This is a genomic window from Arthrobacter sp. G.S.26 (assembly GCF_050847375.1).
GTDB lineage: Bacteria > Actinomycetota > Actinomycetes > Actinomycetales > Micrococcaceae > Arthrobacter.
Window position 1 is genome coordinate 44,526 of sequence record NZ_CP193754.1, and the last position, 19,908, is coordinate 64,433.

At 62.4% G+C, this 19,908-nt stretch carries 18 protein-coding genes; 6 read left to right on the top strand and 12 right to left on the bottom strand.

The window, feature by feature from the left end; translation table 11 throughout:
- Positions 1-253: 253 nt before the first annotated feature.
- Both ACRB8A_RS20155 and ACRB8A_RS20160 read right to left on the bottom strand, forming a co-directional pair.
- Entirely contained in the window at positions 254-1,375 is a 1,122-nt protein-coding gene (locus tag ACRB8A_RS20155; protein WP_432246229.1) for a tyrosine/phenylalanine carboxypeptidase domain-containing protein, read from the bottom strand.
- Positions 1,372-3,678, bottom strand: coding sequence for a hypothetical protein (locus ACRB8A_RS20160; RefSeq protein ID WP_432246230.1), 2,307 nt, complete (start codon positions 3,676-3,678; stop codon positions 1,372-1,374). The genes ACRB8A_RS20155 and ACRB8A_RS20160 overlap by 4 nt, the downstream gene beginning before the upstream one ends.
- A 214-nt stretch (positions 3,679-3,892) precedes the next feature.
- Between ACRB8A_RS20160 and ACRB8A_RS20165 the strand changes: the two genes are divergently transcribed.
- The 5 genes from ACRB8A_RS20165 (at position 3,893) to ACRB8A_RS20185 (ending at position 8,176) form a co-directional block, all read left to right on the top strand.
- The gene (locus ACRB8A_RS20165; protein ID WP_432246231.1) at positions 3,893-5,314 is read left to right on the top strand and encodes a hypothetical protein; all 1,422 of its coding nucleotides are present in this window, start codon (positions 3,893-3,895) and stop codon (positions 5,312-5,314) included.
- Positions 5,315-5,351: 37 nt separating this feature from the next.
- Positions 5,352-6,614, top strand: coding sequence for a hypothetical protein (locus ACRB8A_RS20170; RefSeq protein WP_432246232.1), 1,263 nt, complete (start codon positions 5,352-5,354; stop codon positions 6,612-6,614).
- Positions 6,602-7,354 carry a VWA domain-containing protein gene (locus ACRB8A_RS20175; RefSeq protein ID WP_432246233.1) on the top strand — a complete coding sequence of 251 codons (753 nt, stop codon included), beginning with the start codon at positions 6,602-6,604 and terminating at the stop codon, positions 7,352-7,354. Before ACRB8A_RS20170 ends, ACRB8A_RS20175 begins: the two co-directional genes overlap by 13 nt.
- Positions 7,355-7,421: 67 nt before the next feature.
- Positions 7,422-7,691 (top strand): hypothetical protein, encoded by a 270-nt coding sequence (locus tag ACRB8A_RS20180; RefSeq protein ID WP_432246234.1) that lies wholly within the window; start codon positions 7,422-7,424, stop codon positions 7,689-7,691.
- Between the two features lie 62 nt (positions 7,692-7,753).
- The gene (locus ACRB8A_RS20185) at positions 7,754-8,176 is read left to right on the top strand and encodes a hypothetical protein (RefSeq protein ID WP_432246235.1); all 423 of its coding nucleotides are present in this window, start codon (positions 7,754-7,756) and stop codon (positions 8,174-8,176) included.
- 299 nt (positions 8,177-8,475) lie between these two features.
- On the opposite strand, the gene ACRB8A_RS20190 is transcribed toward ACRB8A_RS20185, so the two are convergent.
- Both ACRB8A_RS20190 and ACRB8A_RS20195 read right to left on the bottom strand, forming a co-directional pair.
- Positions 8,476-9,642, bottom strand: coding sequence for an XRE family transcriptional regulator (locus ACRB8A_RS20190; protein WP_432246236.1), 1,167 nt, complete (start codon positions 9,640-9,642; stop codon positions 8,476-8,478).
- Positions 9,639-10,472, bottom strand: a complete 834-nt coding sequence (locus ACRB8A_RS20195; protein WP_432246237.1) for a hypothetical protein — start codon at positions 10,470-10,472, stop codon at positions 9,639-9,641. Before ACRB8A_RS20195 ends, ACRB8A_RS20190 begins: the two co-directional genes overlap by 4 nt.
- A gap of 420 nt (positions 10,473-10,892) precedes the next feature.
- On the opposite strand from ACRB8A_RS20195, the gene ACRB8A_RS20200 reads away from it, so the two are divergent.
- Positions 10,893-11,567 carry a S1 family peptidase gene (locus ACRB8A_RS20200; RefSeq protein ID WP_432246238.1) on the top strand — a complete coding sequence of 225 codons (675 nt, stop codon included), beginning with the start codon at positions 10,893-10,895 and terminating at the stop codon, positions 11,565-11,567.
- 56 nt (positions 11,568-11,623) lie between these two features.
- Here the strand turns inward: ACRB8A_RS20200 and ACRB8A_RS20205 are convergent, their stop codons facing one another.
- From ACRB8A_RS20205 to ACRB8A_RS20240, 8 genes are read right to left on the bottom strand one after another with little or no spacing between them, the layout of a single operon-like run.
- Positions 11,624-12,049 carry a DUF4913 domain-containing protein gene (locus ACRB8A_RS20205; RefSeq protein ID WP_432246239.1) on the bottom strand — a complete coding sequence of 142 codons (426 nt, stop codon included), beginning with the start codon at positions 12,047-12,049 and terminating at the stop codon, positions 11,624-11,626.
- Positions 12,050-12,064: 15 nt separating this feature from the next.
- On the bottom strand, positions 12,065-13,834 hold the full coding sequence (locus ACRB8A_RS20210; protein ID WP_432246240.1) for a type IV secretory system conjugative DNA transfer family protein: 1,770 nt from the start codon (positions 13,832-13,834) through the stop codon (positions 12,065-12,067).
- On the bottom strand, positions 13,831-15,435 hold the full coding sequence (locus ACRB8A_RS20215; RefSeq protein WP_432246241.1) for an ATP/GTP-binding protein: 1,605 nt from the start codon (positions 15,433-15,435) through the stop codon (positions 13,831-13,833). Before ACRB8A_RS20215 ends, ACRB8A_RS20210 begins: the two co-directional genes overlap by 4 nt.
- Entirely contained in the window at positions 15,436-16,944 is a 1,509-nt protein-coding gene (locus ACRB8A_RS20220; protein ID WP_432246242.1) for an SCO6880 family protein, read from the bottom strand.
- A complete protein-coding gene (locus tag ACRB8A_RS20225) occupies positions 16,931-18,250 on the bottom strand; it encodes a hypothetical protein (RefSeq protein WP_432246243.1) in 1,320 nt (439 codons plus the stop codon). Before ACRB8A_RS20225 ends, ACRB8A_RS20220 begins: the two co-directional genes overlap by 14 nt.
- The gene (locus tag ACRB8A_RS20230; RefSeq protein WP_432246244.1) at positions 18,247-18,984 is read right to left on the bottom strand and encodes a hypothetical protein; all 738 of its coding nucleotides are present in this window, start codon (positions 18,982-18,984) and stop codon (positions 18,247-18,249) included. The genes ACRB8A_RS20225 and ACRB8A_RS20230 overlap by 4 nt, the downstream gene beginning before the upstream one ends.
- Before the next feature lie 31 nt (positions 18,985-19,015).
- Positions 19,016-19,285 (bottom strand): hypothetical protein, encoded by a 270-nt coding sequence (locus ACRB8A_RS20235; protein WP_432246245.1) that lies wholly within the window; start codon positions 19,283-19,285, stop codon positions 19,016-19,018.
- A gap of 13 nt (positions 19,286-19,298) precedes the next feature.
- The gene (locus ACRB8A_RS20240) at positions 19,299-19,907 is read right to left on the bottom strand and encodes a DUF6668 family protein (RefSeq protein ID WP_432246246.1); all 609 of its coding nucleotides are present in this window, start codon (positions 19,905-19,907) and stop codon (positions 19,299-19,301) included.
- Position 19,908 lies beyond the last annotated feature (1 nt).

Genomic DNA, 19,908 nt, shown 5'->3' on the forward strand with positions numbered 1-19,908 from the left:
GATACTGCAAGCGGTGAGCGCGTGGCGGGGTGGGTCCTGGGCGAGGACGGCGCACTACATTTTTTGTGGGAACCGGGGTTTGAATCAGGTAGTTGGGCTGCGCAGTTGCGGTGGCAGATCCTTGAGAAGGAAAGCGCGCTGCCGGCAGTGCGCGCCGGTGAACCGCTAACGCCGGAGGCGGTTTCACGCGCCTTGGTGGGCTTGCTGCGCTGAGAAACCCTGTCGCCTGGTCGTGGCTCAAGTCTTTGCGAAGCTAGGTGGCCCCAATGATGCCGAGCCTGTCTGGGTCTGGTGAGAGTTCGGGCACTTGAAGGCGACCTTCGGCCTGAAGTTGCTTGGCGAGCGGGAGATGCTGGATTGACCATTTGATCCCGCGCAGGAGCTGCAGTCCGGTGGGGTCTGCATACGCCAGGTGGTGCATCATCCTTAGACCGCCCAGGTAACCCCAGTCTTTGGTCAGGCCTCCTGGATTGTTTGGATTTCGGAGACCGCGTTTGACCCGGATAGCGATCTCCGCCGCTGCTGGCAGGTCGACGTATTCGTGGAGGGCAGAGGCGATTTGGAGAAGGCCTTGGGTTTGCGACATTTGTACCGCCAATACCCTGGCCGCGTAGGTGCGCAGGGTCTTCGTATCCAGAAGACCTGCTTCGTATTCGGCTCGCAGGGCCAGGCCTTCTTCTGTGGCCACCGTGGATCCCAGGGTGAGCAATGCAAGGGGCTCAGGCTGTCTTGCAGCGTTTTCCCACCGAAGAACGTGTCCGCCGATCTCATGGGTAAGTAGCCTGTCCGCCTCCGCCGGAGAAAAGGTGGCGTCCGCTCTGATTCGCAGGCGCCGAAGCGGGCCGTTTACACTCATCCTTGCTGACATGTCGGCGCTGATTTGGACATCCCAGTGGTCCAGGTCGTAGTTTTTTAGGGCGGTTTCAAAACGCTTTGCAAGTTCCTGCGCGCCGGAGCATCCATGTGCAGTGACCGTGGCCGGAGCGTCATCAGCCAACACGGACACTGCGTAGGCGACAAGCTCCGAACCGGGGAGCCCGTCGAGGGAGACTGCCGCTGCTTGGTATTGGTCATCATCCCCTGAGGCGAGGGCGACGGCGCGCACGACGTGCGCCTCTATATGGTGACGAACGGGGGTCAGCAGAGCGTCGGGAAGGGTCTCTCTCGCGATTCCTTCCACCGAACGGACAGCGTCGACATAGCCTGTGAGGTCGATGTCCGGGTACTCAAAGTGATGAAGGTATTCGGAGTCGTTTTCCAGGACCGCCTTGGCAACTCTGTCTCGGTGGAGACTAGAGTCCCGGGGCTGGGTCCATGTAGCGGTCCTAAAAAGGCGGGAGGCGGCGCGCAGGGCTTCGATAATGTGGATTGTCATGCCGTGCCGTTCAGTTTGTCCCAGCGCTCACGGTAAACGCGCACATTCTGTGAACGCGAGGTTTCCTTTTCGGGTCCGTTCGGCCTTCCCTCGGTCATGGCGCCAAGGGCTGTTGCAGCCATGTCCAGAACCCGCAGTGTGTCATCGCGGCTGAGGGGACTGTTTTCGCCGTTTTCGTGGAGGGTCAGAGCGGCGCTGGAAATTGCGTTTAGGACATACAGATCGGAAGCTTCCTCGGGCGCCTTATGCCCGGTTCTGAGTTCTTTGACCAGCTTGGTTTCCAGTAGGTCTTTGAGTAGGGCGGAAGAAATAAGGAGAAGTTCCTGACGGACGCGTTGGTTTGAGGTCTCAGCTGCAAGCTTTGCCGCAGCACCAAGCACGATCTGGATGCTTAGCCGTACGACATTGTCATTTTTCCTGTCCTCTGCGACACGTCGTCGAGTCGGCACCACGACGTTTCGCCCGAAGCGGATGGCTGCTAGTCGTTCCTGTTCGCTCGGCGCCTGCAGCGCAACTCCCAAGTAGTTGTGAAGCAGTAGCGCCACCTGTGTCAGGCCCGGAGCAGGGTTATCTGCTCCGTGAAGTGTTTCCTTGGTAGCTTCGACGTCAATGTTCAGAAGTCGAAGGGCATTTTGCCAATCACTGTGTAACTCGGCGCGAAGCGCTTTGGCTTCCTTTTCCTGACTTCCGCCTCGGATTCCAAGGTCTCGGCTCCTGGCATTAATGGTCACAGATGAACCGATGAAGATATCGACCCACTCACCGACTGTCAGGCCTTCACTTTCCCTGAGAAATCGGAGCTTCCGGTAACTGGTAATGAATTCTCCCCAGTTAGCGTCAACAAACCCAGGATCCTTATCGCGTGCCGCCTCGATTCTGCTGCGTAGGCTCATATGGTGTGACCACGTAGACAGAGGGGCCTCAGCCCCCCACAGGGAGGCACTGAGCTCCGCGACTCGTTGCTCGTCATCCCTTATTTCCTGAAGCATCCGTGCACCCCTATCCCGAAACGCGGTAGCGCCTCGCAGTGCCCTGTGGAGGCATATAAGAGTGTGGATGATGGCTTTTTGGGATTTCTCCGGCAACGGGCTCAGCTCTGCACGCGAGGGGATCCTTGGGCGGATCCTGCGCCGGTGTTTCTCCAGCGTGACGTCGAGCGGTAGCCATTGACTCGTTTCGCCGCGGCTGTCTTCGCCGTAGGGGAGGATTTGCGGTGAGAGAAGCTGGATTTCGGTGAGGAAGCGCGACAGGGGCGTCAGACCCGAGAGATAGATGTCGACACTGCGTCGGCTCTGTTCCTGCACAGTCCATGTCAGACCACGGTCTGAGGACTGAGTGAGGTGACGACACCATCGGTCAACAAGCCCGTCGATAAGGTAGTCCCGGTTGGGGTCGTCGCTTCCAGCGGGAGATCCGTCTGTTTCGGCACCGATGGGTGCACTGTTTTTGTCTGGCCCGACGTTCTTATCGACGGATTCATCCCGAGTTTTTGTTAGGGCGGAGGGGGAGCTGAGTCCAGGACCGATAGAGGGCCGGACGTAGTCTCTGATGACGCCGTCCAGAATCCCTAGAGTTGTGGGTTCCCAGTAATCGTCGTTCCCCTCCGCTCCGAATTCGCAGGTGGCGCTTTCGGTGCTCAGAGTCAGGGAGACGCGAGGCTGCCACTGAGAGAGGGCGGCCCGCTGGGTCAGCCTCGCCTGTACCGCGGCGGTGAACAAAGCGGGCTGACTGCGGTATACCTCGGCCAACAGGGACGCCCAGATTCCGATGCGCACGTTGTCCGCGAGCAGTGTCCCGTCTTCGAGGGTTCCCAGAACGCGAAGAGTGTCCTTGAAGGTCTCTTCCAGCCCGGCGAACAGCCGGTCTGCGCCGGCGAGCAGGGCCGCTGCTTTGGTGTCTGGTTTGAATCGGTTAAGCGTGGCAGAAGGTACCTCGTCAACACCCTCGACCCGAACGGGTGGCGCAGCGCCGATGATCCCGGTGTCGGTGCTCGGTCCTGCCACAAGTGCCCGGTTGACCAGATACCACCCCTTCAGTGGCAGCGGTCCTACCTTCTGATTCTTTTTGACACTGAGCTTGGGCGCGCCGCGCCCGATGTCACCCACTGAAACCTTGTTGAAATCACTGACCCACACGGTTTCCGTCGGGTTTTCCGGTACATCCACGCCGAAAAGTACGGCGACGTGCCGGGCCAGTTTAATTCCGGTGATGTCATTACGGCGGACCGCAGGTGACGGCGGGGGAGGGGGCGCCACGCGCAGGAAGTCCACAGTGCTCACTAGTCTCTCGTCGGAAATATGCATCAACCCTATCTACTGGACATTACATGTGGCAATCCTATGAGTCTAGTATTTGTTACTAACAAATCCCTTCACTTAAGTGCACTGATAGCTGTACGCTGATGTCACCCAGCAGGCTTGTCGGAAAGAAGGCAAAAATGTTCTACGGCCTTACGCAACATCACCTCTCCGGGCTCCTCGCCACTGAGCGCCCGCACAGTGGAACGAGGGTGGCGGTATGAGCATCCCCCAGAAAACCGGTCAAATGTTCGGCCGTGCCATCCGCTGGTTGGGCGGCGGGGCACGTCAGGGAAGCGCCTTTACCCAGCCTGCTGCCACTACGTTGGCGGCAGACATTGGCCGGCAGCAGGCCAGCCGCTCGAATCAAACCGCTGCGCCAGCTCTTGGCGCTCTCCGTATCAGGGGAATCGCAACTGGTAAGAAGAGCGCCCACACGCCGGCCAAGCGTGCGATGGCGAGAATCGTTGCGACCGAGAAGCTCGCCAGCGGATACCAGCGCCATGTGCAGGAAACACAGGTTTTCCTCCGCCAGCCGCAGAACATTGCGCGGATGACCCAGGTTGCCCTGAAAGCCCGTTCCTCCACCTTGCTTGGGCATCTCAGCTCCTGGGTGCCGGGTTTCGCTGTGGCGGTCCTTGCGGCACTCCTTTTCTTAAATGATCCTTCGATGGTCTACGCTATCCTCCGCGAGGCCTTCGACGTCCCTACATCCGTCGGCTTCTTCGATATCTCCCACCCAGGCGTGCTTGTAGCTCTCGCCGGGGCAGGAATCGTCACCGGCGGTCTCCTGCTCTCCACAGTTGTCGGGGGCAAGGCGCTGGGCTGGCTGATTTTCGTCAACACCAGAGGCAGGCTGGACCCTCACGATGAAGAGCTGGTCCGAAGTGACCGCAAACTCAGCGTGGGGCGGCGCTTTGTCATCTTCGGGCTGATGGCGGTAGTAACCGGGGTTCTGATGTTCGTCTTGCACGCGTTCGCCCGGGCCCGGTTCACTGCCAACGCCTTCACCAACGGCGCGAACGCCGGCGATGTGATCGTGATACTCATAACGGGATTGCCGCTGCTCGTGTTCACCTTCGAGGCAATTTCCGCGGCGCCGGTCTTCGTTCACGCCCGCAAGGTCCAATCCTGGAACCGTGCCTTCGCCAGGAAGGAACGCCGCACCCTGAGACGTGAACACCGCCTGCTGCGCACCTGGCGGAGCGCCTACAACCGCGCCGAGGAGCGCGTCACTGTCGTCCTCGATGTCATCGGCGACACGGCGTTGCGCACTGACGCCGAGGTCATCGAAGCAGCCATCGCGACTGGCGAGCAGAACCTGATCACCCTGCTTGATCCGCACTCCGGGGCGAACCCGTCCGCCGGCCCGGAAGATCAGACGGGCAAGCAAAACGACAGGGGCCGCCTTACCAGCAGCTACCTGCCTTCTTTTGGAATCGTGTCCGAACGCGTAGAGCGGGTGTTCCGCCGGTGGGGTGAGCTGGATGCCCCCGGCACCGTGCAGCTGAACGCAGCGTGGGACGCCTTCAAGACAGGTGCCACCCCACCCAAGAGCAGGCAGCACGCAGCGGAATCTGACGCTGGCGGCCCCCACTTAATACGTGACGAAGGACCCTCCACCGACGAACAAGCAGCCTGAGAGGTACTAGGACATGAACTCGCACACAATAAAATTGATGGGCCCTATCCTGATTGTCGTTGCCACACTGACGGGCTGCTCTGCCAATGCGTCCGCGACGGCACCAGCGGCTCCAACCGGACGCAGTGAGCACGGACTCTGGACCACCACGGCGTCGGCCTCCCTGCGGCAAGACACGAAAGACGCCTGCCGGGACATCTGGGCAACCCCCGGCGACGAACTGTCTGGCAGGACGCACATCATCATCGTCGTCGACCGGACGGCAGGGATGGCCGACCAGCCCCTGCCGCCCTTGCTGGAGACTGACATCAGGGATGCCAGCAGCACGGGGGGAAAGCTCAGCGTTATCGGCGTGGAAGGGGCAGGAAGGGCCCCACTCATCCTGGTCAAGAACGCCGCCCTCAACACCCCAGGGCCCTTGGACCGACCCTCCGTGAAGGACGTCGCGGAGGCCATGCCGGCCTGCGTTGCCGCCGAGCTCCTAAGCCGGGATCCTGAAGCCGAAGGCAGCGACATCTATTCCGCACTTGCCATCGCAGCTGAACTCGCCACCGCCGACTCCAAGCTCTGGATCCTCAGTGACGGGCAGTTCAACGCCGGGCCGGCCGTCCTCACAGAAGACCTGCTGCGGCTCGAACCTGCCGCCGCGGCGTCCCGCATCAGCTCAACAGTCCCCCTGAACCTCAAAGGCCAGTGGCGGCAAGCCGGATTGGCCAACACCACAACATCTCTGGGACCCGCGGCACGCGAATGGATGCGGACCTTCACCTCGGCGCTCTGCGCAGAATGGAAAGCCAGCGGCTGCCAGGACATCGCTCTGACACCCGTCAATCCGATCCGATCCGGTTCCGGCGAGCTCCCGGCCGACGAACCCTTGCGCTACCCGGCCACCACGGTCGTGAGGACAACAGCAGGGTGCACGTTCACCATCCCCGAAGGCCTCACCTTCGCCAAGGACTCGCCCGTGCTGCGTGACGGCGCTGAAGGTGTCCTCCAAGTCCCCGTGGCTCTGGCCGCAGGGACCCCAGAGTCCGTTGTGAGGATCACGGCGCACACGGCCAGCGTCCCAGGCTCCCGCAGTGAAGACCTCGTGGGCTTCTCCCGCCTACGTGGCCAATCAGCCGCCAACGTTTTCCGGGCAGCCGGCATCCCCGAGGACAGGTTGGTCATCGAGGGCGTCGGGGACACGATGCCCCTAGCTGAGGACATCGACCCAGCAACAGGGGAGCAGATCGAAAGCCTGGCTGCCCTCGAACGTCGGGTCGACATCCTCGTCCAGGGGGCACAATGCTCCCCGTAACCAGCCTTCCCCGAAACAAGCGGAATCCGGGACGGCTTCAGGAACTCGCCCCTGTCCCCCCACCCTGGTCCAGATGGCTCCTGATTCCGCCGCTTGCCATCATCCTCGCCCTGGGCGCCCTGATATGGGAAACCCACCGACCACCATCAACGGTCGACGAGGTCCGTCTCGCCGGGCCACGCAGCCCGGCCGCCATCAGTCTGGTGCTGTTCCTGGACGAATCCGGAAGTTTTGAAGGCTACGACCAAGTCCGCAGACAAACCCTGGAGAGCATCATGACCTGGTCGCAGGAAAATCTTCGCCCCGACGACGCTCTGACGGTGATCTCCTTCGCAGGGTCGGCAGGGACAAAGGTGAAAACGACGACCATCGCCGACCTTGCCGCCGGACGGATCACGCCGGAAAGCCCAACCGTGGGAGGCGGCACGTCCGTCCAACCGGCCCTGGACCTCGCCGGTAAAACCACCCTGACCAACCGGACGCAAAGCCTTATCGTCCTCACGGACACAATCATCGACGACGCACACGAAGGACCGATCAGCGACGCCATGAAGAGCATGAATGCGTCCAGCATGTCTCTCATCATCCCTGACGGACTGAACGTGACACGCGAATGGGAAAAGGTCTTTCCCTACGAACTGGTCATCCATGCCCCTGCAGACTCCGCAGACCAAGGTGCCCTGGCAATCGCAAAGGCAGCAGCTCACGCCACCGGCCAATCACTGGAGAAAATCCGGTGACCCCCAGATCCGACACTCCCGCTCGCACCCGCGGCACTGCACACCCACAGCAAGAGGAGGCCAAGTCATGTCAGTAAAAAGAACGCTCGTCATTGGTACCACCGTCGTAGTCCTCGCGGTGGGGGCGAACGCCATGCTGGAACCACGAACGGCTGCGGAACGACGCGAACAGCATCAGCAACAACAAACCGGCGATCTCTCGGACTCCGTGGATAATTCAAACGAGCGGAAGCGCGATGAGGCCAATGACGCCGTGGACGCTGAAAACACCAGGAAACTGGATCCTGCCGAGCCACGCCATCCGGAAAAGCTCAAGCTTCGGCTGAGGTGGCCGTGATGTGGGGGACCCAGCCAGGGCCCGGCGACTGGGTCAAAGTCACGGACACGATACCCGTATCCATGACTGACCACCTTCTGGGTGCCGGCCTTCCCGCCGGCACCCGGGGCGTGGTCACGGGCAGAAATGGGAACAGGCTCAACGTCGAATTCGACACTGGTTTCGGGACGGCAAGCGCCATCGTCCCTGTGGCCAAATGCGCCCTCGTGAGAAAAGGAGGAGGAAAGGACGTCTTCATTCGGCGTGCGGGCACCGTGGCGACCATCCGGATAGCCCTCAGCCTGTTTCTTACCTGGCCCCTGCTCCAGTTCGCAGGCTTGTACTGGTGGGAAATGCGCTCCTTCGACGGAATTGTCGAAGCATTTACCCTGGCAGGCTTCGAGAGCCTAGGCGACTGGCTCCTGACGGCAATACATGATCCACTTCCGGCTCTCACCTACGCACTGTTCATCGCCGTGCTGTCCCGGTTCGCTTTCAAACGCTGACTCCTGTGAGGCAGGGAATCCATCTGCTGCGTGACCGATCCTTCTCTCATCCTTTCGGAAGACTCTCTGCAGTCGTTCCCGTTCGTCTGACGCTCCAATACTTTCTGGACGCGACAGCACACCTGACTTCGGGGAGCTAACCTGCGGCATGCAGGCTCCTGTCGCAGTTGTAGAACGGTCCTTGGGGGTTAGGAGGATGCGCATGTGAGGGTCTGTGTGGTCCCGCCATCAGATACTTATGCCTGCGGCACTCGTCCCGGCACTACTTTCGTGGCGTCTTTGAAAGACTGAGGAACCCGTTACACCAGCCGCAGTTGCGGTCGACGGTCGCTTTGACCCAACAACATGCGCACCCGCGCGGGCTTGCACGAAAGCTCTTGAGATAAGGCGGTGAGCGAAAGACCGTTCGCCTGTGCAACTTCGAATGCTTTTGGGAGCAGTGCCGGTATCTCACCCGGGTACCCGTCAACCGACTCGAGGTTGAACAAACTTACTTTTCTCAGCTGATTCAATCTTTGGAAAGCCCGTCTATAGGCTGCCTCTGAGACTGTCCCCAGCTCATGGCAACGATATATAAGGGACTCAATCGAGACTCCCCACTCCTTGCTGAGCCGATTCAAGGCATGAAGGTCTAGCCGGTTCGGCAATAGTGGGGTTATGGACTCTGCAGGCGTCAGGAGTTCAGCTGCGAACTGGTCAGCCTCCTTCTCAATCTGCGGATCGCCTGGAGCGGTGTCAGGGTGCATGATTAGGTGCCCCAGCTCGTGAGCTGCAGTGAACCTGTGCCGGTTTACATCCTGGGCTCTGTCAGGTGTCATCACCACGACCGGACGCGGCAACCGCGACGTGGAAAAGGCATCTACCGTTGGTGTCGCGGAGCCTGCGAAGGGGGCAAGGGCTACCACAATGCCGTGTTGTTCCATTAACCTGACCATGCGCGGAATCTTGCCCAGTCCCAAGTTCCACTCGGCTCGAAGCATTCGCGCAGCATAGGCAGGTTCATCGGATTTAACCCGGGGAGTGACTTCGCCGGCGCTAAATCCGGGCAAGCGAACTGGTGGCAGCTGTACGCGTTTTTCCAGCGCGTAGGTCAATTCCCAAACTTGTTCAGTGAATGCGATGGCTTTGGCCCGCTGATGAGCGGGGGTCCGACGGAGGCTGCGGAAATGGGCGTCGGATTCGCTCAGTCGAGCGTAGGGGCGCCCGGCAGCGAAGAACGGAATTGGAACGTCTAGGGCGTCGCACAGCTTTTGTACGTGGTCTGGACGCGGCAAGTTGGTGCCGGCTTCCCAATTACCGAGGGCTACGGCCGAGACGCCAATTTCCTTTGCTACTGCACTCTTCGTCAGGCCAGCCAGGCGTCGGGCTTGTACCAACCTTCCTGGATCAAATGCTGCCGCGATTTCGACAGCACTTTGCGTGCCAGACGAAGCGCCGTGGCCGATCACACTGAGGTGCGACATCATTGGTTTTCCTCAACCCCTGTCGATTTCGGTTCCCGTTCTGGTTCGCTGGTAGGCGCTTCAGAACTGGGGGACCGCGGAGTCAGATCGAAGTCATCATCGTCCTCGCCCGAATCGAACCGATTCGCGACATCGGTGTGGGGCGTGGCCTCGACTGCGCGTAGCGGGATATCCCGCACAAGATTGAGGTCACGGCTCTCGATCAAGGATTCCCAGTGCGTCCAGTGAATTTGGCCTGTACTTTCGTCTTCCAGTTCAAGGTCTCCCCAGCCGATTCCCCACACGCCAACGGTGGGGTTACTCGCATATCCCACGACGACGATGCGGCCGAACTTCCTGAGCTGCTTGTCAATTTCTTCGAGTTCTTCGAGATTGTCGGCCAGCGTTGCATCGTCTTCAAAGGCGTGCTCAATGGTGAGCTGCCGGGGCGTGGCCGAGGAATTAAGGCCCAGCAGAGACTTGCGGAGGTCCGAAACCGGTGACGGGAGACGGCTGTCCTCACGCTTTTCCTTAGGATCGGTCGTGTAACGAAGCGGGAGAATGGCAACGTTCGTTTCTGGGACCACGGCCAGCTCAAACCGCATCCCTTGCGGCCTTCGGGTTGTTACCCCAGTTATGTCACGGACGTGCTCAACTAACAGCTCATACTGCTTGACCTTCAGAGTGTGGCCATACGTATCGTTCGACGTCATTTCCGCAGAAATATGGGCAGTGAGGGCGGCCTTATGAGCGGCACGCAAGGCACCTGGGACGATAGTAGCCAAGTCTGCTGCCGCGTCGCCGAACGCTGTCTGAGCCCACTTGCTCGCTTGCAAATCATCCATCTCGATCAACGCCCCAATTCATTTAAGCCCCACGACAGCATCTGTGAGCTTTACTTTAGCGCAATAATGAGACAAGTGGATAATCTCTTCAATCTGCGATGTTGAAAACTTGCTGAGAGCAGCGTTCAGGCGCGCATTGATCCCCGTCCGAGACGGCAAATGTCCACCCTGGAACAACGCTCCGACCGGCCAAAAGGGACGATTGGCGCGTAGAAGGCATTGGCCGACGAATTTAGAATCGCGTCACCGGAACGGCAGCGGACGACTCAAAGACGAAACAACCTTTGCGGAAGACCCTGGCTAAGCGGAACGCCAGGAGGCATTCCTGCTTCACTAGCAGGAACCCTCGCCGACGAGCGGTGCCCAGGAAGCCTCACGCAAGTATCCATGGATGCGGGTTTTTTACTTTCCACTTAGTAGCGTCAGGGGATGACCTTCGAGACCATGGCGATCCCTCTAACATCACCCACAGCTACCCCTGGCGTACATATGAACGGTACTGGCTTCTTGGCGAAGATCAGCGGCCAGACCTACCTCGCGACGGTTGCTCACATTGCTACCGGGAAGGAGGAAATATTGGACAACTGGTCGCTTTGGTCCAGTGACGTGATCTTCTGGGATGCTCAGGGAAATCAGGCAGGACAGCTACCCCTTTTCAAGGTGCAGGAAGATGGCCTCAGGCTTCCAGAGTTCAAATTTGTTCGTACTCGCGACATTGCCAACGTACTCGTTGACGCAATCCTCTTGCCGATTCCCGAAGATCACCCTTTGATTGGCCTGAAGAAGATCTTTCAGATCACCGACTCTCCGGCTGATTGTCACGTCGACCAAATGGTCACTGTAATCGGCTATCTGAAGGATCCGTCGTGGCCTACCCTGGAGGCCGGAAAGCATAGGGTTTCCGGTGCTGATGTTCCTGTTTTCAGCATCTCCCCGGCGGCTGTAAAGGGCTATTCTGGGGGTCCTGTGATTACAGCATCCGGGAATCTGGTGGGCATGCTGTACGGCGCTGGGAACGACTTAACGCCGGGTGAAGATGACGGTCTAGTAGTTGCCGTGGAGGTACTAAACGTCATAGCAGCAACAACTGACGGACGACTTTGACCTGATTGGTGTTGCTCCCGAGTCGGGAAAATTTAGCGATAACCCCTTACGGAGTTCTATCGAGTCTGCGTCCGGGCGTCTCTGAACCAGCCCTGCGGGGCTTTTTTTGGGTCGAGGTGTTCGGGTTCACGGTGTTCCTTCATGTCGCAGTTGTAGAACGGTCCTTGAGGGTCCAGTAGGACGCGCATGTGGTGGTCTGCGTGGTCGCGCCACCAGGTGCTCATCCCGGTTGCAGGGTCGAGCCGGAGGTGTTCCCAGGACCGCCAGAGTGCGGCGACCCGTGAGACGGCTTCGGGGTGGAAGTACCACTCGATGCACCACTTCGCGGATTTCCCGGTGACGCTGCGGACGTAGGTGGGGAGCAGCTGCTCGTGAAGGAATTCTTCGGCAGTGCCGTAGACGAGTTCAGGTTCCTTTTCAGCTGGTTTGGTCTCGGCAGGGGCGGGAGTGTCCGTGTCGTACAGATCAAAGTCATTGGCCATTGGTGCGCCGGCCTCCTAGTTTTTAACCCACGGATTGGGTCCAGCTGCAGCCGGCACCTGAGTGGCCGGCTCTTCCGGGCGGGGACTGTATTTCTTGATGGATGCTTCGACGGCGTCTTTGTGGTTGCCGGTGTACCAGGGCATGGTGCGGACCAGGGTGGCGGGTGCGCCTGAGGCGAGGACGACGGCGCGGCCGCGGTCCAGCTCGGCGAGGTTGGAGACGTCGAAGATTCGTTCCTTCCCTTCCTGGCGGGAGCGGGAGGACCCGGACTTTCCGGAGGAGACGGAAACGTTGGTGTAGCTGTAGTCCCCGACAAGGTCCGAGAGGGCGCGGAGGAAGCCGTCTTCGGCCACTCCCCCGCCGTAGACCTTCACGTTCGCGGCCGACCAGATTTTCCGCATGTTCGCCTCCCCCCAAAGTTCGACACCCTGAGACCAGGACTGCAGGATCCCCATGACGATCAGGCCTTTGGAGCCGTAGTGGCTGAACTGGTCCGGCAGGCCGGCCCAGCGAACGACGTTCGCCAACTCGTCCAAAGCGAACAGGGCGGGTTTGGGCAGTCGGCCGCCGCTGCGTTCGGCGCGCTCCTCCATCGCTTCGGCGATGGCCACCGTCAGAGCGGTGGTCAGCGGAGCTGCGGAGCCGGCGCCTTCCTTCGAGAGGATGTAGATCGTCTCCTGGGAGGCGGCGAATTCGTGCGGGTTGAACTGCCGGCGGGCATCGGTGGCCACCGTCGCCCCACCGGTGGGTGCGACCCAGCGCAGCGTGTTCCGGGATTTGAGGCACTGGATCATTTTCTCGGCCGTGCCGAAGATACCGTCCCGCTGCTTATCTGCCAGCTCCAGCGTGGACTCCAGCCCCTTGTACATGAGTTCGTAGTCGTGGGCTTTGAGGATATTGATCGGTTCGCGGTTAACCTGTTCCGTCACCCACAAATACACCTGGGTGATGGGCAGCTCTCCGAGCGCGGCCGCGAGGAAGTAGGAGGAGAGGATGTCCTCGGCTTTCGGGTCGAAGTACGCATCCGGTTTGGATCCGGGGGTCCGGGAGCCGGTGGAGAAGTGCTGGGTGAGTTTGTAGGCCTTCTCTTCGTCGGTGACGTAGGAGAGCGGGTTCCACCACCAGTGGGGTTCTTCCTGGGCGATCTTCTGCGGATCGAACACCCACACCGGGGCGATGGTTTCCCGGACGCCGCGGGTGCCGTCCACGACGTCGCGCTTGTTCGAGGTCGAGACAACGGCACCTGGTGCGTCCAGGATCGCCGGCATCACCCTCGAGGTGGACTTACCGGTCCGGGGTCCCCAGATGTCCAGGGACAGGTCTTCCCAGGACTGGATGAACTTCTGCCCGGTGGCCACGACCCGGCCCACGACAATACCCGGCGTGCCGGTAACGCCGAGGCGGTCAGCGGTGGCCTGGGCACCCTTTTCCGAGAACGCGTTCAGGGCCTTGCCGCGGCCGAGGTAGCGGGCGGCTTTATCGACCCGGGCGCGCTTGGACGCGCCCTTCCGCCAGGCCAGCAGCACCACGACAGCCAGGGCAAGGATCAGCCCGGCCATGACGGCTGCGACGATGGTGGCCTGGACAGGCCAGATGACCTTGCCCTTGATGAGGCCGGCGACCAGGTCCACCGGGTGCGCCGGCGGCGCAGGCTCACCCGCCAGCCAGGCCCCCAGGTGCAGGGAAGCGTAAGTGCCGCCGCCGAACACAACGATCGCACCGACGGCCAGCCAGACGAGGATCGCGTCCCCGAGGCCCATGCCTTTCCGGTTCGGTGCGCTCATGAGATGCCTCCCTGGGTGGGTACTGCCGGGGGAACCGGATCAAGAACAGGTTCAGGTTTTTCGTGCCATTTGCCGTCGGTGTCGTTCACACCGTCCGGTCCCTTTTCCAGGGAGGTCAGTCCGACCCGGACGGGGATCCCGGGACGGCCGCCGACTTTGATGAGGAACTTCCCCCGGCCAGGGGGTTCGACGTCCACCCCGCGGGAGTCCCACGCGGGCGGGTCCTGCCAGGAGATGAGCTTCTGCTGTTCCTGCCGGGACAAGGGTATGGCGGAGGTCAGCAGCGGCATTTCCGAGGCGGGCAGTCCGCCGCAGATGACCATGCCGGAGCGTTCAACGAAGCCGCGGGCTTTCATCCGGTCCTCTTCGGCCGGGAGGGCGAGCAGGTCGGACATGGTGTGGGAGATCATGATCTGCCCGACACCGACCGAACGGTTGAGCCGGGTGAGGGCGTCGACCCGGTCCACCATGCCTTTACCGGCCCGCAGTGCCCGCCAGAGTTCGTCCAGGACGACGAAGTAGTTCCGGCGTGGTTCCAGGGCGGCGTCGGCGAGGGCATTGGCGACGTTGATGGTACCGAACCCGTAGGACCAGCACGCGAGGAGCACCGCGGCCTGCAGGTCCGTTTCGGTTTCATCAATGTTGGAGACGTCGAAGACGACGGCGCGGTCCCGTTTCATGGGTTCGGTGGTGTGGCGGGAGAAGATTTCCCCGAGCTTCCCACCCCCGGTGAGTCCCAGGAGGGTGGCTTCGAGGGCGCGGGTTTCCTGCTGGTAGATCGTCAGGTCTCCGCGGTCGAGGGCGACCTGGCGGAGTTCGTCCGGGGCCGAGACGATCACGTCCAGGAGGTCTTTGAGGACCGGGACGCCGGTGAAGCGGTCATCGAGGACGCGCAGGGCCCGGTCCAGGATGGTTTGTTCCTGGTCGGTGGGCGGGTTGTTCCGGCTGATCGTGATGAGGGAGACGACCATGGTCAGGCGCCGGCCGTGCGCGTCGGCCCGGACCCGGGCTGCGTCTTCGTGGTGGCCGCTGTCTTCGAGGAGTTGGGCGGCTTCGACGGCCTGGCCGGGGTCAAGGATGTTCAGGTACCCGACGCCGCGGCCGAGGCGGATGACCTGCCCGCCGAGGGCGCGGACGGCTTTGACGTGTTCACCTTTCAGGTCCCCCAGTATCAGGGGGTGCACGCCTTGGCCGGAGAGACCGATGAACATGCGCCGGACCACGGTCGATTTTCCGAGGCCGGGTTTGCCGAGGATGAACGCGGACGGGTTCGAAATCAGGCGGGCGCGCTGGAACCAGCTGATCGGGTCACAGCAGACCGTGGCCTGGGTTTCCTCATGCCTGCCCAACGGCACACCGATCATGGGCGAGGACGCCCCGGCGGAGAACGGCCACAGCCCGCAGACCTGGACCGTGGTGCCCCGGTATTCCTTCACCGAGGGCACGAGCGCGGCCATCCCACCGCCCCGGCCGGTCCAGCCACGGGAACCGGGACCGGCGACCTTGGCCGGCTTCGCCGTGTCTGGCCGGTCCTTGGTCCCGGGTGCCGGTGTGGCGGGGGACTTTTTGGTGGTGCGGGGGAAGAGTTTCATGCGGGCCATTTACAGGGCGTCCTTAATTTCGGTGGGCACCATGGAGTGTTTGGGCAGCACCAGCCCCAGGGGCAGGGACGCGGCGAACGCGGTGTCCTGGGACCCGTAGGCGCGGCGGAGCAGGACCCGGGCGGTCCCGGAGGTCTGTTCCACGGCGGCCACGGCGTCATCGAGGCGTGCACGGTCGGTGACCGTGGCGGTGACGACCATGCCGAAGTTCACCAGCCCGGCGCCTTTGGCTTCTTCCTGCGCTGTCTGAACCGCGGAGCGGGCATCAACCAGGGCACGGGCCGAGGGCCGGGTGCCGGAGGTGATGCGGACGTTCGCGTTGTTCTGGTCCCGTTCAACAACGGCAGCGGCCCGGGCCGAGTCCATCGGGCGGTAGAGCAGGGAGATACGTTTGCGGTCAATGTCCCCGTGCGGGGCGAGGAGCCGGGACAGGACCGAGGAGTTCACCGATCCCCGCGGGGCGCCGGTCATCGTCCACGACGCGGAGAACGCGGAATCGTGCCGGTACTCGTCCCACGTGGCCTGGGTGGCGGTGGGGCCGACTTCGCCCCAGGTCAGGGACACCGGGGAGCCGGCCGCGTGGGCCTCATCAATGATCAGGGCAGCCGGCGGGTCATAGGCGACGCGGACGACTTCGCAGAGTTCCTGGGCCGGCATGGGCCGGGCGATCCCGGCCCCGGTGGCCTGCAGCCGTGCCGAGAGACCAGGGATGCGGGAGGCAAGGTCCCGGGCGACTTCTTCGGGTGTGCGTTTCTTCGCACCCGAGCGGATCGCGGAGCTGAACGTCAGCGACACCCAAGCCCGGACCGTCGCGGAGCCTTCCGGGTAAGTGGTGACCACTTCGGCGAGCACTTCCTTGGCAAATTCCGGGGCGTCGGGGTCGATGTTCATCAGCACTTCGTTCCGGAGCCGGTACCCAGAGTCCGGCGCGGTCTCGACGGTCACGGCAGCGGCGTCGAGGCCTGCTTCGTCGGCGAGGCCGGCGAGCCAGCCGCCCCAGTTCGCCACCCACGCATCGACCTGTTCGGGATCGACCAGGGAGGCCCCGTCGGGTTCGGTGGAGAAGATCACCGTGAAGTGGCTGGTGGACGGGACGTGGAGCATCGCAAAGGGGCGTTTGTAGGAGTCGGTGAACTCATACAGGGTGGACTTCGCTGCCAGGCCCGGGAGCTGGTACATGCCCCACTCGGTCACACCGAGCGGCCCGGAACGGTACAGGTTCGTGCCAGCGGACTTCGAAACCCGGAACGCCAAGCGGGTTCCGGCCCGGTCCACGATGGACTGGCCGTGCTTGTCCTTGACCGTCAGCAACAACGCCGCACCGGCGGCGACGGCCAGGACACCCAGGCCGGGGAACAGGCCCCAGATCGCGAAGCTGATGATGCCCAGCAGCAACCCGACCATGACAATGCCGGTCCCGATCGCCCCGAGGTTCCCCAACCCTGCCGAACGCGGCACACGCCAGTTCCCGTAGGACGGTTCTTTGTAATCGGTGCTAATTGCTGCCACTGGGGCCCTCCGTTGTTTCTGATTGGCCGGTTGAATCCTGCGCGGTCTTTCCTATTGCCTGTGTTGTCTTTGACGCCACCCGGACACCGGTGGAGACGGCCATCCCTGCCGGGCCGCCAGCAGTCCCGGCAGCCGCGCCCGAACCAGCACCCGACGCTCCTGCAGCTGCGGGGGCGCCTGCCGCGGCGCCGGCCATTCCTGCCTTGCCGGCTGTCGCGGTTCCCGCTGCACCGCCCGGGCCGGTAGCGCCGGGAACCGGCGCCCCTCCCCCGCCGCGTGGGCCGGTCGATCCGGCGCTGCCCTTCGGGGAACCACCGCCGGGTCCTGCCGTTGTGGAGGTGCTGGACGTGTTGGAGGAGCTGGCCGGGGTAGGGGAGGCGTTACCGCGGCCGCTGCCGCCGCGCCCCATGGAGACAGCGCCGGTGGCCATGGCCCCGACAGCTGCCCCGGCCCCTGCTCCACCGCCGGAAGCGACAGCCCCGACCATGGGGGTCACGAACCGCATCAGCGCCGGTAAAGCGAAGAGTGCCACGATCATGAGGGTGAACCCGGTAATCGAGCCGATGAGTGCATCCTTGCCCTGGGTGTTGCCCATCAGCAGGAACGCCACCGAATACACGATCGCGGCCGCGGGCTTGTAGAGGATGAAGGCGATGGTCCAGCCGACCGCTTTCTGGAACCACTGCCGGCCCATCTCCGTGTTCGTGAACGCCGCCGTCGTGGGAAGGATCCCGGCAAGGATCACCAGCATTCCGCTGCGGACCACCATCAACACGATCTGCACCAACGAGGCGATCAAACCAACCAGGCCCAGGACGATCAGGACGAAAACGCCGATCCCGGTCTGGTTCGTCATGACCAGAACATTCATCGCCTCGGCAAAGCCTTTGCCGTCCGTCGAGCGGTTAATGATCGCCGCCGAGAACGCATCCGCAGCGATCACCAAGATGGAGATCACCCCCAACCCGATCCCCGACACCAGAGTCAGTGTCATCAAAGACCGCAGCAGATCCTTCAGCGGCGCTCCGCGCTGCTCCCAAATCATCCTGATCCCGCCCACAATGACCGCCAGCACAGCCAACGCCAGCGTCCACGGAACCAGCTCACTGTTCACCATCGAGACGACCGGGCTCGCCGTCGTCCCGTCCGCACTGGCAAGATTCACCGTCGGCATATCGACCCAGAACGTCGAGAGAGTCGTCACCATCTGACTCATGCCCTCCAGGATGGCCTTCGCCATGTTGCCCATGGCATCGTCGGCTAACCCGGACAGCCAATCGCCCGCGGGGTTCCATGAGGGTTTCACGCGCCGCTCCACGGAATCACACCGGAGAGGTCACGAACCTGCCGGGGCTGCTCCAGCGGGGCGCCGCTGTCAGCTACTACCCCTTTCCAATCCCCGTCCTGCCACAGAAGGGTGGTCCGGACGGACGCGAGAGCGCCATTGTCTGCCTTGAAGGCCAGTTCAACGACTGCTTGGTCTGCAGTGTATGAAACGTTGAACCCGGCAATCTGAATCTTGGTTGCCGTTGAAGGGGCCTGGGTTTGTGGGGCTTTCATACCGGCTTCTCGGCCCGGTCCTTTTGCCGCCAATTTATCGGCAATAGCCCGTTCTTTCGATGGATCACTGCCCAGCGCCCAAAGGTTTACCGCTGCATACAGCGCCCCAGCAGGGGAATGCGCGAAGCAGGAACGGATCCCTTGGGCATCCACCTTCCCGGGACCAATTTTTGGGTCAGTGGGTGCAGCCATAGTTCCTACAAGTTCCCACTTCGTTTCCGGTGCAGATCCCAAGGCTGTAGCGGCTGTATCTGGGAGTCCGCAGATGCTTTTGCCTGCGGCGGCCGCGGTGGGTGTGGCCGCCGCGGCCGAGGTGCTGGTCTGGGCTGGTTGTGGGGTTCCTTCTTCGCTGCCGTCGGGGATGACGAGGAAGATGACGATGGTTGCGGCGATGAGGGCGACCACCAGTGCTGCCGCGATGATGTACCCCGGTTTGGTGAAGGGGTTGGTCTCGTTGGTGCTCTCTGTTGATTGGCTCATGGCTGAACCTTCCCGTTGGTGGTGGTGTGGTTTAGACGAAGGCGCGGACGATGCCGGCGGCGCCGGTGATGATGATGCAGCCGAGCAGGACCCAGCCGAGTTTGCCGATGGCTTGTGCGCCTTCGCCGCGCTGGAGCTGGATGACCATGCCGATGCCGACGATGATGATGCCCAGAACTCCCAGGACCAGGCCGATGCCGGAGGCCCAGTTCAGGACGGTGAGCAGGCCGCGTGCTTCGGGGGGAACGACGGGGGTCGGGTTGGGGATCACGGACGCGGCGATGGCTACGAAGTTGTTCATGGTGAGAGACCTTTCAGTGGGTGGTGCTGGGTGTGGTGGCCAGGGCGGCCAGATCGGTGATGAAGCGTTGGTATTCACGGGCGGCCGGCGGTGTGGCCGTATCGGCGTGCCGCCAGGACTCGACCCAGGGCAGGGTCCAGAGACGGGGCGCTCCCCCGCCAATGATCGCGGCGAAGTCCCGCAAGGGTTTGGGTGTTTTGCCCGGGGCGTCGGCCAGGACGGCGAGGCCGAGCAGCTCCACGTCAGGGGCCGCACCTGAGGCCCATTGGGTGAGCGCTGCCTGGGCGGAGGTCAGCCCGCGCATATCTGCCCGGCAGACCAGCAGCACCTTCGGTGCCGGGCCCTTGTCGGTAACGGGCCAGTGATGGCCGGTGGCCCGGGCGCCGTCCAGCAGGTCAGCTACCCGGGATTCCCCGGCCCCGCCGTGGGTCCCGAGGACCCACAGCGCTGCGGTGCCGGCCATGGTGGCCTGGCCCAGCCGGTCAGCGGTGTCGGGTTCAACCATGCCCCGCAGCGGGCCACTGATCACCGGAGCCGGCGGCGCGTCCACGGCCAGAGTGTCTTCAATGGGGTCGGTCCCGGTGACGGGTTTGGTGATCCAGGGGTTCAGGGACAGTGACAAC